The following is a 12112-nucleotide window of genomic DNA, read 5'->3' as shown; positions in this document are numbered from 1 at the left end:
AAACATTTCCTCTTCTTTTTCATAGCTTCCTAATGCAATCGTCTCCTATATTGCTCCCTTTTTATTCGCTACCTTTTACAGTTATTATACCTTCTTTGCTAATTAGCTCCAATTTGTTTGACGCATCACCAATCTTACCTTTCTTTAATTTATTCGTATGTTTTTCTTTCTGATAACCTTCTAAATTAACGCTTATGTCAGATGATTCGCTGGTCGCTATAAGTCCTAATGATTTTGGTGCTTCTTTGTATGATATTGTAATATCCCCTGAAGCAGTCTCTACAAATAGTGATTTTCCTTCGATGATTTCTTTCATAAAAACTTCACCGCTAGTCGAAGTAATTTTCGTTTTCGGACTGTTGACTCTAGTAATATAGCTATCACTGTTAGTAGAAGCTATTGTTAATTCGTTTATAATGCTGTCTACAATACTCAATTCACCATCTTTTGACGTGATTGTCCCTTTATCAGCCGATAGTCCCTTAATGATTTTAGTACCAGAATCCGTTGAAATCGAAAGTTCTTCTGTTTCAATGTTGTTAATTTTGATATCACCATCGCTGTTTTTTAATGCAATCTTATTCACAGCATTTTTAGGAACAGAAATGTGAATAGTACCTTTTTTCCCAAAGCTAAAGTTTTTCATAACTCCTACTTCAGTGTCTTGTTGATGTACTTTAATTTTATTTTCATCTTTCTTAATTTCAACAGGATTGCTTTCCTGCTTTTCTTGTAGCTTACCCTCAAATTCAATTGTTAGTTTTTCAGATTCTGTATTTTCTAATGCTATATCCCAAGACTCCATGTTTATTTCTAATTCTTCAATTTGCTTAGCATCAAAGGACTGTTCTTCATTGATGCTCTTTTCACCATTTATTTTAAGGATAAAGATAATTCCTCCTATGGTAATTACGAATATCAAAGCTGTGATCGCTTTTTTCACTTTACATCCTCATTTCTCATTTTAGGTTAAATCTACTTTGTCGACTTTATAGTAGGAAAGATAGCCGATCATTAGCCCTAAAAGACACATCGTTATTGGGACAATAATAAATTGAAATAAACTAGTAGATGTATCTCCGACCGTTGCATTAATGACAAATCCAATTAATACAGCTGATGTAATTGTCGAAGCTGTTGATTTTTTTCGCATGCCGAAATACAAAGGAATTAAGCTTACTCCAGCCATCATAAAAGCGTTGATTAAAGTAGACGGTATTGTAGCTACCATCTCCTGTATCTCAATAGGTGTTTCAAACAAGTTCATCATTGGGTTTAAGAAATAAACAGCGATATTAATCGTAAAGGTCGCAATGATAATGCTAAAAAAACAAAATAAAAAAACTAGAGACAGCTTAGCAAAAATAATTTTTTTCCTTTTTAATGGATACGTAAATAATAATTGAACCGTCTTATTTTTGTATTCATCTATGATTAAACGAGATAAAATTACACTCGAAAAAATGATAAAAACAATTCGAATTAAAATATTTGTTAATGACATAAAATCTGTATAATCCTGAAACATCTTTTCATCTCCAGAACCCACGGCCATAAGTGCAACTGCCGCAAAAATCCCAACAATACAAATGATTAAGCCTTTAAAATAGCTAGCTATACGATTCTTTTTCCATTCAAGTTTTAATAGTTTAAGCAAATTAGTTCCCTCCATTAATAAGATTTAAGAAGTACTCTTCTAAATGCTGTTGCTGTTTTTCAATCCCATTGACTGCAATGTTATTTAAAATAAGTTCTTTATTAATTTTAGACTGGGAAATGTCATGTTCAAAAATTCGAATACAATGCTGATTGACAATTTCATATTTTCGAATACCTAGCTTGTTCTCTAGCACATCAATCGCTTTTTTCACATCGTCTATTTTAATCTCCAGATACTCCATGTTCTCTTTTCGAATGTCCTCCATTTTCACTTCCTTTAATAATTTACCGTTATGAAGGATGCCGATTGTATCTGCAATAGATTCAATTTCTGACACGATATGGCTTGAAATTAATATAGAGATGCCATAATTTTCCTTTAGATGTACTAAAAGCTCTCGTATATCTTTAATACCAATTGGATCAAGACCATTAATTGGCTCATCCAAAATAAGAATTTCTGGCTTGGCAACAATGGCACGTGCGATGCCTAACCTTTGCTTCATCCCTAGCGAAAATTCATGTATTCTTTTATGTTCAACACCATTGAGTCCTACTATTTCTAACGCTTCCTCAGCTGCTCCTTTTTCATAAACCCCAATATACTCACAGTGAAGCTCTAAATTTTCCTTTGCAGTCAGCCTTTCATAAAATTCTGGGTACTCGATAATACTGCCTATTTTGCTCAAGTATTGATATGAAGTAGTAGCAATGGATTGATTAAATATTTTAATATCACCTGAAGATGGTTTTACTAAGTTTAAAACCATCTTCATAATCGTTGTTTTCCCAGCCCCATTTGGACCTAAAAACCCATAAATCTCCCCTTTCCTAACATTCATATTGACATTCGAGACGGTTTCAACACCTTTAAAGCTCTTACTTAATTGATGTATTTGAATAACGGTTTCCATGTTATTTACTCCTTACCATTTTGAATTCGTTACATTAAGCTTAATAAGTAAAAGTAAAATCAAAGTAAACTCGATGGAAAATGACAGTAATTTTTCAAGTGAGTAGAGATATGAGGATCAGAAGCTGTTATGATGAGATTGAAATGAGGGATAAACAAGATGGAAGCTGCAAAAATCTTAATCGTAGATGATGAAATTGGCATCTTAAAATTATTAGAAATTACGTTACGAAAAGAAAACTTTGTAAATATTGATACTGCCTCAACGGGCAAAAGTACACTACAGCTTGTAAAAGAAAATCATTACGATATTATTTTGCTCGACATAATGCTACCAGATATCAGTGGCTTTGAACTTTGTACAGAAATACGTAAGCAGACAATTACCCCCATTATTTTTGTTAGTGCTCGCTCTACAGATTTTGATAAATTAACGGGATTAGGGATTGGTGGAGATGATTATATTACAAAGCCATTTAATCCTTTAGAAGTCGTCGCTCGAATAAAGGTCATCCTTCGACGTCAAAAAATGTATGAGAGTTCTTGGCAACAACAGAGTACAAAATTTGATTTCGGTTATTTTGCTCTCAATCCTGAATCTGCTACATTAAGAGTTAACAATCAGCTCGTAGAATGTACAGCTAAGGAGTTAGAGCTACTACATTTCTTTTGTAAAAACCCTAATCGTATTTTTACCACCTCACAGCTCTATGAATTTGTGTGGGGAAACGATGTATATGGGGAGGAAAAAACAGTTACGATCCATATTTCTAAGCTACGGAAAAAGCTTGGGGATGATACACGTAAACCTAAAATCATTGTGAATTTAAGGGGCATTGGTTATAAATTCATTCCCCCAAAAGAGGATTCACTATGCGAATAAAAACTAGATTTACATTGCATCTATCATTGGGGATAATTCTGTGGATGTTTATGAGTGGTATCTGCATTCTTATAGGGCTTGAGGGGATTCTTCCACTCTTCAAAAAGTCTGTTAGTGAAGATTATGAGAATTTACTAGTAGTATGGATTTTTGGATTTAGCACGGTTGCTTGTATCGTAGTATTTGGGTGGTATTTTGGGGGTCCGCTTGGATTCATAATGTCTTGGATTCATCAGCTATCACAAGAAAACTACAAACAGCCTGTTGGACTATCTAAAATCTATACACGCAAAGGGAAGCTCCGTATGCGTTATATGTTATATCAAGAGGTACTTCATCACCTTCAATCCTTATCAGGAAAATTAAAAGCTGCTGAAACAGAACGTGAAAAGGTTGAACAAGCCAAACAAGAATGGATTGCCGGTATATCGCATGATTTAAAAACACCATTAACGTATATTACAGGCTACTCTACTCTATTGTTAAATGATCAATACGAATGGTCCAAGGAAGAAGTCTGTTCCTTTGTTCAAGAGATTGCAGATAAAGGCAAGCATATGGAGGAACTTATTCAAGATTTAAGTCTCGTCATTCAGCTTAATAGTCCAGATGGCCAGTTTCCATTGCACAAAACAGATCAGGATATTGTGGAATTCACCAAAAGAGTTGTAGCTACTATTAGTAATAATCCACAAGGAAATGACTATAAATTGCATTTTAAAACAGAGACACCTGCTATAAACATTAAATTTGATACTAAATTCATGCAACGAATATTGCAAAACATTCTTATGAATTCCATTATCCACAATCCACCTAATACAAATATTTATACAAAAATTTTCGATAGCAATGAATATGTAGATATCCACATTGTTGATAACGGAGTAGGTATGTCCTCACACATGCAAGAAAATATATTCCAGCAATATTATCGTGGAACGACAACCGATTCCTCTTCTGAAGGTACTGGACTTGGTATGGCGATTGTTTATAAGCTCGTTCAATCTCATAAAGGTACTATCTCTGTACAGAGTGAGCCTACTAAAGGAACAACGTTTATTATTACATTGCCTAAAAGATAATATGCATGTACATTGAGTAGTTCTTCGGCGAACCCGAGCGATTTTGGACCCTACCTGAGCAGTTCTTCGGCGGACCCGAGCGATTTTAGACCCTACCTGAGCAGTTCTTCGGCGAACCCGAGCGGCTTTGGACCCTACCTGAGCAGTTCCTCGGCTGATCCGAGCGATTTTGGACCCTACCTGAGCAGTTCTTCGGTAGACCCGAGCAGTTTTGGACCCTACCTGAGCAGTTCTTCGGCGAACCCGAGCGATTTTGGACCCTACCTGAGCAGTTCTTACAGCGAACCTGTGCTATTTGAAGAACCAACATGTACTATTCATGAAATCATATTGTCTGACATATATTTAAACAACTTAAATTGGCTCAATAAGGAGGATTCCATGCAATCTGAAAAATTGCGACTAAGAAAGATTCAACACCTTGCTCATGAAATTACTGATAAAATGAATAAAGGTGAAGAACTTACTCACTCAGAAACGTTAATCCCTATTATTGATAATTTATCTCGGGCAATTGGCGATTTAACCGATTCCTATGGACAGTTTTCATTAGATTATGTAGAGGAAAAAGTAAAAAACGCTCATACTCTTTTATTCAACATGGAAAAAATCAATGTCTATTTATAAAGATACGGGAAAAGGGTAACCATTTATATAGTTACCCTTAAAAAATTAATGTGTTTCAGGATTAAATGTTTTACAATCTGTTTCTTCACTATTAGATGCCTGCTGTCCCTTTTGACTTACAACATAGATTTTCTCTGCACCACATCGGTTTCCAGAGTTCCAAAATGTACAGTTATTGACTTCACAAAGAATTTCTTGTGCCATCGTTTCCACACCTCCTCTTTTTTTATCATTAACAAAATTAAGGTATTCAATACTTATCTATAGAGGGTGTCATAAAACAGAAGTAAACATCCTATATGGTTGTTTGTCATAGGTATAAAAAAATGCTATTGCCTTCATATAGGTAATAGCATTTTTCCGTATGTTACTCTATAACCTTTGTTGGTGTTGCCTCTTGAACAATTATAATGCCATCATATGCCTCAGCAGGTGTCATTTTAATCGTATAAAGCATCTGTGTAAACTTGTACCAAAAACTAAAATCATCTCCGACATTCCCCATTCTTTGTTTCTTTGCTACGATGTCAGCTAACTCTTGAGATTCATTTGCCTTTTTAAAGTCAACATAGAAAGTATTTTCCTTCACTTCGCTGAAAGCATCTATTAATGCATTATGATGCTTAACTGTATAAGTTTTTCTTTCACCAGAACCGTTTTGTGCCTGAAACGTATTGTTAACAAAGTCAGTCCCAATGGCAAAGTACGCATCTTTATACACTTCGTCTAAGTGTTGGCCCATAGATTTATATCCTGCCATATTTGCAGAAGTTTTCTCTATATGTCCATTATGAGCAGACATTAGTACTTTACTATGACCTTGAGTCGCTTCAAAATCAACAATCCATTGTAAATTGTTAGCTAAATATTTATCACGAAGATTCATATAATCACCGTCATTTAAAAATAATTGTGTGCGCTGCTTCATGATTTGTGCGTATTGGGCAGCAAATAAATAAGCTTCTTTCGATGATTGTTTTATATATGTATCTTTATTTGTTTGCAAATCCTTTATAATAGAATCAATAATTTTGTCCAGTTCTTTTAGTTGGTCATTCTTTAAATCGCGCATTGTCTTATTTGAAACGTGTTGTAATTGGGATGCATATTGCTTTGCATTATCATAATCAACCACTTCAAAATAATCCAATAAACCTTTTTTACTATAATCATAGCGTTGCATATCGTTACCGTAAAAATAAACTTTATCTTTCTCAGCGGCTGTCATGTTATAATCATGCATCCACTGAACAAACTCAATCATTTGCTCCGTTTTATAGATACCATAATCCAAAGACTTTACCGCTTCCTCCGCTGTGCCAGTACCATTTAAAATAAACTGATTGATTTGCTGAGCACCACCAAAATCACCCTCTAATACAAAGACATGAACATTTTCATTTTTAATTAGAGCCTGAAACACATCCTTCTTTAATGTTTGGAATTCAATGTTTCCATGTGTTGCTTCTCCGAAACCTATTACTTTCACATCAGTTGGAATGTCGATATCTTCAACTGCGGATGTATATTTTGAAGCATCCTTAACGGCCTCTCCTTTTCCGCATCCCGCTAAAGATATTAAAAGAAATAGTGCTGAAATTAATAAAAAGCTCCTTTTAACAAATACCATTTTAAAAAATCTCCCTTTATCTATAAAAAAGTTATCCCGCATTAACAAAGCAGTAGTTCGCATTTTAGAAGGAGTGAGGGATTAATTGACCTTAATCGCCCAATTGGTGAAGACTAATAATCAGCGGGATAAAGTAAATCCTCACTGATTAAAGTTCACTTTATACAGCTTTTCGTTGGAAATACAAATACCCTCCAAGGAAAAACAATAAGAACCCTCCTCCTACAACTGTTAATAATTGATCCCAAGGCACGAAGAATACATCATCCGTATTGCCTCCTACATACATCATTGAGAATGGTTGAGCCCATGGATAATACGGTCCAATAGTTTTCGAATTGATGGCTAATATAGAAGGTAAAGTAAAGATTACATTGACTGCAAATGGAGCGGCAAAGCTTTTAAACATAATGGACATCCACAGCTGCAAGGCTACTAATGGTAATGTCGCTACCCATCCTCCGAAAATGCATTTCCGTACAATCTCCATTGGAAAAGGCTCCGTATAGCCCTTCATCATGCCTACTGCAAATATAGAACATAAATATAATAATTGCATTGCCATCACAAGAATCACGATTAATATGTACTTAGCAACAAATACTCTTCCTCTTGTCACAGGTAATGCTAAAAGCTGTTTCCAGCCACCAGATTGATGCTCATATCTACAAATAAGACTCGCAAATACCCCTGCAATTAAGGGTAGAAACAATAATGCGTATGTTAAATTCATTGAAAGCAAAGAAATATACCAATGATTCACATCAAGGCCTTGCGTATTAGATTCTAAATTTGATGTTAATCCGATAAAAAGTCCGATTATAGGCCCCGCTAAAATAATTGGTACCATTTTAGATTTTCGCAGTTTAAACCATTCAGCGCTCAGTATAGACCACATTTACTTTACATCCCTTCTAGCGAAATCTATCATTCCGATAATATACAGCAAAATACCGATGCCGATTCCAAGCATGACATTTATAACGGGTTCATCCCATTGATTCATTAGAGATGGCCATTTCCAAATCATCCAATCAGGCAATACAAAGGAGGAATACGCAAAAATCACGCCGAAAATGCCTACTGTAATTGGGATCCCCTGATTATGACAAACACTTGCGATCCAAAGTTGAAGTGCCAATATTGGCAATGAAGCAAAGTATGGATAGTAAGCAAATTTAGCAATTTCCTTATATGGTGTGCTATCGCCTAAGTCTAAAAAGACTCCGTAAGCCAGTGTCATTAGCATTAAAATCGTGGAAGATAAGAACAGTAAAATCGCTAGAACAGTGAACTTCGATAAATACACCGTTAATTTAGACACCGGTAGTGCAATTAATTGTTTCCAAGCGTTTGTTTCATTTTCAATGCTCGCGATTAATGAAGTTAAAATAGCAATCCCTAAAACGATAGCAAGTGGAGTAAATGAATGAACATTTAATAAATAGAAACCCCAATCGTCCTCGCTTTGCTCTAACAAATAGTCCTTCCTTACGCCGTAATTCACCATTTGCATGGCAACAACACCAATTGGTCCTAAAGCTGTTAAAAACCATAATCCTTTGCGTTTAATTTTCAAAAAGTCAGAAGTTAACAGTTTTCCTATCATAGCGCTTGCTCTCCTGTTGTCATTTGAAGGAAAATCTCCTCTAATGATCGCTTCTCTTCCTCTACTCGATAAACCGAAATGCCTTCTTGTACAAGAATTTGTACAATATGCGCTACCTTTTCATCTGAGCATTCATCGAATAAAATGAGGTCACCCTTATGTTCTGCCTTAATGCCATTTGCTACTAATGAACGCCAGCCCTTTTCACTATCGCTCACTTTAATGACTACTTTTGGCTGGGCAAATCTGCGCATTGCTTCAATTGAATCTTGGAAAATCATTTTCCCCTTAGTAACAATGCCTACTTGCGTAGCCATTTGATCAATTTCAGATAATAAATGACTAGAAATAATAATCGTCATTCCATACTCTGACGGCAGTCGTTTAATTAAATTACGAATTTCGATAATACCAGATGGATCAAGACCATTCGTTGGTTCATCTAAAATAAGTAATTCGGGATTATGTAACAAAGATGCAGCAATACCTAAACGCTGCTTCATCCCAAGAGAAAAGCCCTTTACTTTTTTATTTGCAGCATCCTTCAAACGAACAATTTCTAATACTTCATCAATACGTGATTTCGGTACACCCAATATTTTCCTTAACGCTTCTAAATTTTCATAAGCTGTTAAATGTGGATAATAGGAAGGGTTCTCTACTAATGAACCAACCTTTGCTAAAATGTTAATTCGTTCCTTCACCAAATCTTTTTGGAAAATTTTAATTGATCCAGAAGATGGCTTCATTAACCCAAGAAGCATACGAATCGTCGTAGTTTTCCCCGCTCCATTGGGTCCTAAAAATCCATATATTTCACCTTTACGTATTTTTAAATTTATATTTGATACAGCTTGCTCTTTACCAAAACTTTTTGATAAATTTTCTGTTTGTACGATATATTCCATGTCCTCACCTCTGTAATTATCATAAGAAATGAAGGTTAAAAATAGGTAAGGTCCAAGGTTAAATTTTGTTTAAAAATGACTCTTTATTATAGCGAGGGTTGATTTCCGTTCCGGCTGGGCGCCTTGTTGCTGTCGCTTCGCTTTCGCACAGTAAACATTTGTTGCTGTCGCTTCGCTTTCGCACAGTAAACATTTGTTGCAGGTCGCTTCGCTTTCGCTAATCCCCCGAGGAGTCGCCCAGCCCCTATTCCAATCAACTTATTCGCATGACATACGTTTTAGCAACATTTCATCTCAAACTTCCGATGATGGATCAATTTATTAAAAATCATTCATATGGCTCATCACTAAAACGATGATTTTCCACCTTGGAATCAAAAAAATAGCATGCCATAAACTTTGTTGGCATACTATTTTTGGATAATCACTATAAGTATGAAAAATGAGTCATACCTTAACATGCTTCATAATTTTAATCTTTGTTCCGGATTCGTTTGACTCAATAGCCCAGTCTAAATTCATGCCCTTCACCATAATATCAACAATAGATAAGCCGATACCTGCGCCTTTAGCATCGGATTTATTTTTCATTCCTTTTCCATGATCCTTTATGATAAATGCATCATAGTGCTCAGTCGATTCGGTTTCCACGCTAATATATTTCCCACTATTCGCATGGCGTAATATATTTTGAAATAAATTATCAAATATACGTCCAAACCAAATCGGATCAACTTGCCATTCATTTTTCTCAAATGGATAAAGCTCAATATCGATTTCAAAGTCTTCCTTTTCAAACACTGGATACCATGTAGTCATATGCTCACGTACAAAACGGATTACATTGATTTCCTTCGGCTCAAACTTATATTTACTAGCCATCAGCAATGTATAGGACATTAAATTTTCTATTAAGGCGTCAATATTAACAATCGACGTTTCCATTGCTTTAATCGCTTGTCTTCCATCCTCTGATAATGCCTCTTTACTAATTGAATATGATTGCGCTCGTATTTTCGTTAATGGTGTCCGCAAATCATGTGATAAATTAGCAATCAATTCGCGTCTTAACTGTTCTTCCTTCTGCTCACGATCCTTACTTTCCCTAAGCTCACAAACCATACGATTAAAGCTTTGTTCAAGCTGGCCGATTTCGTCCTTCTTCGTGACCTTCGTTTCAATAGGTAAGCCATCTACATCTCGAATTTCCATCGCTTCCTGTAGATACAATAGTCGCTTCCGAATCCCTCTGAAAAATAAAATGGATACTATAATGAAAAATAAAATAATTGCAAAAACACCGAAAAATATGAACGCTCCATATTTTTCATAAACATTTCTAAGTGGTGGCTTAAACACTTCTTTAGGAATCTCAAGAACAATAAACCCATTCGATTCATCCTCACCTAAAAAGGCAATGACGGTAAATGGATCCCCACCATAACGCTCTTTGATAAATTTTGTAGTAAATGCTGGCGTCCATTTTGATGGCAGTTGCTCCGTCACATTCAATGTTGTGAGCAATGTACCATCCTCACTTACCCAAAACATAGAAGATTTTGGATATTGTTTTTTCCAACTTTTAAAATGTTGATCAATTTCTTCCTCTGTAATATTTTTTATGCTTTTAGCTTCTGCATGCCATTTTTCTTCTACTTTACTCTCAATCTCAGCTCCATTTGAAAGATCCTCTTGTCCATTTTGGGCAATCCCTAAAACAAAAAGAGGAATGACAAGATAGGCTATTTGAACAATGGAAATAGCAAGCAGAATAATTAACATATACTTTGCTAATAATGATCGAAATAATTTCATAGTCTTACCCTATATCCAATGCCACGAATGGTTTCAATAATTGTCGGTTTGGCTGGATCTATTTCTATTTTTTCTCTTAAGTATCGAATATGTACCATTAATGTTTTATCACCTTCTAGATAGGTTTCACCCCAAACCCCTTCATAAAGTTGTTCCTTCGTTAAAATTTGATTTAAGTGGCGCATAAAATACTGTAACAAATAGAACTGCTTACCGGTTAATTGAATCTCTTCATCGGTCTGCTTGTTGATAATCCGCATATCTCTCGTATAAATTTTTAAATGCTGAAGATCTAATACATCATCATTCTTTTGGTATCTTCTAAGTAAAACCTCCACTCGAGCTATAAGTTCCTCTGGGTGAAATGGCTTTGTCAAATAATCATCTGCAAAGTTAAGTCCCTCTATTTTATCCTCAACAGCAGTTCGTGCTGACAGCATTAAAATCGGGATATCTTTATTTTCTCGCTTAATTCTTTTGCCAACTGAAAAGCCATCTAATCCTGGCAACATCACATCTAATATAGCAACATCCTTAAAAGCTATGTGCTGCTCGACCTGTTCACCAGATTTAAGCCACGTAACTTCGTATCCTCTTTCCGTTAAATCCTTTGTAACCCATTGGCCAATCTCTTGTTCGTCTTCTATGTACAATATGCGATACAATGGTAACCCTCCCAATCTACGCTAGTTTTTAGAAATAAATGTTATTCTGAAGCATATTCGTATTATACGATTTCATAGATTTGTACTCAATCATTGTCTGGAAAGTGAGTAATTCATTGGTATTTCGATAAAATTAATAAGTTGGGCGATAAATTTTGAAAGTTGGGTGATAACTTTAAAATTTCGTCGATAAATGAACAATATTTCTCGATAAAACATGCTAACAATCGAGTAGGAGGGGGTGACTAACCCCCGACCTCTCTCACCACCGTACGTACGGATCCGTATACGGCGGTTCAATTAAGATGAATAACGCAA

Annotated in this window: 13 protein-coding genes; 3 read left to right on the top strand and 10 right to left on the bottom strand. The window is 35.3% G+C overall.

Features of this window, described 5'->3' with window-relative positions; genetic code table 11:
- Window positions 1-61: 61 nt before the first annotated feature.
- The 3 genes from ACIQXF_RS15070 to ACIQXF_RS15060 are packed head-to-tail and all read right to left on the bottom strand — an operon-like array spanning window position 62 to window position 2573.
- Window positions 62-943 (bottom strand): DUF4097 family beta strand repeat-containing protein, encoded by an 882-nt coding sequence (locus ACIQXF_RS15070; RefSeq protein ID WP_402784093.1) that lies wholly within the window; start codon window positions 941-943, stop codon window positions 62-64.
- A gap of 21 nt (window positions 944-964) precedes the next feature.
- Window positions 965-1657 (bottom strand): ABC transporter permease, encoded by a 693-nt coding sequence (locus tag ACIQXF_RS15065; RefSeq protein ID WP_402784091.1) that lies wholly within the window; start codon window positions 1655-1657, stop codon window positions 965-967.
- A 1-nt stretch (window position 1658) separates the two neighbouring features.
- Window positions 1659-2573: an ABC transporter ATP-binding protein gene (locus ACIQXF_RS15060; protein WP_402784089.1), complete on the bottom strand. Its 915-nt coding sequence runs from the start codon at window positions 2571-2573 to the stop codon at window positions 1659-1661.
- Window positions 2574-2732: 159 nt separating this feature from the next.
- Here ACIQXF_RS15060 and ACIQXF_RS15055 point away from each other — a divergent pair, with 159 nt between their 5' ends.
- From ACIQXF_RS15055 to ACIQXF_RS15045, 3 genes are all read left to right on the top strand, one after another.
- On the top strand, window positions 2733-3455 hold the full coding sequence (locus tag ACIQXF_RS15055) for a response regulator transcription factor (RefSeq protein ID WP_402784087.1): 723 nt from the start codon (window positions 2733-2735) through the stop codon (window positions 3453-3455).
- A complete protein-coding gene (locus ACIQXF_RS15050; RefSeq protein WP_402784085.1) occupies window positions 3446-4540 on the top strand; it encodes a sensor histidine kinase in 1095 nt (364 codons plus the stop codon). The genes ACIQXF_RS15055 and ACIQXF_RS15050 overlap by 10 nt, the downstream gene beginning before the upstream one ends.
- Window positions 4541-4921: 381 nt before the next feature.
- The gene (locus ACIQXF_RS15045) at window positions 4922-5167 is read left to right on the top strand and encodes a group-specific protein (RefSeq protein ID WP_402784084.1); all 246 of its coding nucleotides are present in this window, start codon (window positions 4922-4924) and stop codon (window positions 5165-5167) included.
- Window positions 5168-5212: 45 nt separating this feature from the next.
- On the opposite strand, the gene ACIQXF_RS15040 is transcribed toward ACIQXF_RS15045, so the two are convergent.
- The 7 genes from ACIQXF_RS15040 to ACIQXF_RS15010 form a co-directional block, all read right to left on the bottom strand.
- Complete coding sequence (locus ACIQXF_RS15040; RefSeq protein WP_082172635.1) at window positions 5213-5371, bottom strand: DUF1540 domain-containing protein; 159 nt, start codon at window positions 5369-5371, stop codon at window positions 5213-5215.
- A 163-nt stretch (window positions 5372-5534) separates the two neighbouring features.
- Window positions 5535-6797, bottom strand: coding sequence for an erythromycin esterase family protein (locus tag ACIQXF_RS15035; RefSeq protein ID WP_402784082.1), 1263 nt, complete (start codon window positions 6795-6797; stop codon window positions 5535-5537).
- A gap of 160 nt (window positions 6798-6957) precedes the next feature.
- On the bottom strand, window positions 6958-7695 hold the full coding sequence (locus tag ACIQXF_RS15030; protein WP_402784080.1) for an ABC transporter permease: 738 nt from the start codon (window positions 7693-7695) through the stop codon (window positions 6958-6960).
- Window positions 7696-8406: an ABC transporter permease gene (locus ACIQXF_RS15025; protein WP_402784078.1), complete on the bottom strand. Its 711-nt coding sequence runs from the start codon at window positions 8404-8406 to the stop codon at window positions 7696-7698.
- On the bottom strand, window positions 8403-9314 hold the full coding sequence (locus tag ACIQXF_RS15020) for an ABC transporter ATP-binding protein (protein WP_402784076.1): 912 nt from the start codon (window positions 9312-9314) through the stop codon (window positions 8403-8405). The genes ACIQXF_RS15025 and ACIQXF_RS15020 overlap by 4 nt, the downstream gene beginning before the upstream one ends.
- A 447-nt stretch (window positions 9315-9761) precedes the next feature.
- Window positions 9762-11129 carry a sensor histidine kinase gene (locus tag ACIQXF_RS15015; RefSeq protein ID WP_402784074.1) on the bottom strand — a complete coding sequence of 456 codons (1368 nt, stop codon included), beginning with the start codon at window positions 11127-11129 and terminating at the stop codon, window positions 9762-9764.
- Window positions 11126-11794, bottom strand: a complete 669-nt coding sequence (locus ACIQXF_RS15010; protein WP_402784072.1) for a response regulator transcription factor — start codon at window positions 11792-11794, stop codon at window positions 11126-11128. The genes ACIQXF_RS15015 and ACIQXF_RS15010 overlap by 4 nt, the downstream gene beginning before the upstream one ends.
- Window positions 11795-12112 lie beyond the last annotated feature (318 nt).

Origin of the sequence: Lysinibacillus sp. NPDC097231 (genome assembly GCF_044761885.1) — a bacterium.
Lineage (GTDB): Bacteria > Bacillota > Bacilli > Bacillales_A > Planococcaceae > Lysinibacillus.
The sequence above is the reverse complement of the archived record's forward strand: the minus strand, read 5'-3'. Positions and strand labels throughout refer to the sequence as shown.

Excerpts from the sequence above, each read along its gene's own strand:
- ACIQXF_RS15060 (WP_402784089.1), bottom strand. The coding sequence starts at position 2,573 with ATGGAAACCGTTATTCAAATACATCAATTAAGTAAGAGCTTTAAAGGT.
- ACIQXF_RS15055 (WP_402784087.1), top strand. The coding sequence starts at position 2,733 with ATGGAAGCTGCAAAAATCTTAATCGTAGATGATGAAATTGGCATCTTA.
- ACIQXF_RS15050 (WP_402784085.1), top strand. The coding sequence starts at position 3,446 with ATGCGAATAAAAACTAGATTTACATTGCATCTATCATTGGGGATAATT.
- ACIQXF_RS15045 (WP_402784084.1), top strand. The coding sequence starts at position 4,922 with ATGCAATCTGAAAAATTGCGACTAAGAAAGATTCAACACCTTGCTCAT.
- ACIQXF_RS15040 (WP_082172635.1), bottom strand. The coding sequence starts at position 5,371 with ATGGCACAAGAAATTCTTTGTGAAGTCAATAACTGTACATTTTGGAAC.
- ACIQXF_RS15035 (WP_402784082.1), bottom strand. The coding sequence starts at position 6,797 with ATGGTATTTGTTAAAAGGAGCTTTTTATTAATTTCAGCACTATTTCTT.
- ACIQXF_RS15030 (WP_402784080.1), bottom strand. The coding sequence starts at position 7,695 with ATGTGGTCTATACTGAGCGCTGAATGGTTTAAACTGCGAAAATCTAAA.
- ACIQXF_RS15025 (WP_402784078.1), bottom strand. The coding sequence starts at position 8,406 with ATGATAGGAAAACTGTTAACTTCTGACTTTTTGAAAATTAAACGCAAA.
- ACIQXF_RS15020 (WP_402784076.1), bottom strand. The coding sequence starts at position 9,314 with ATGGAATATATCGTACAAACAGAAAATTTATCAAAAAGTTTTGGTAAA.
- ACIQXF_RS15015 (WP_402784074.1), bottom strand. The coding sequence starts at position 11,129 with ATGAAATTATTTCGATCATTATTAGCAAAGTATATGTTAATTATTCTG.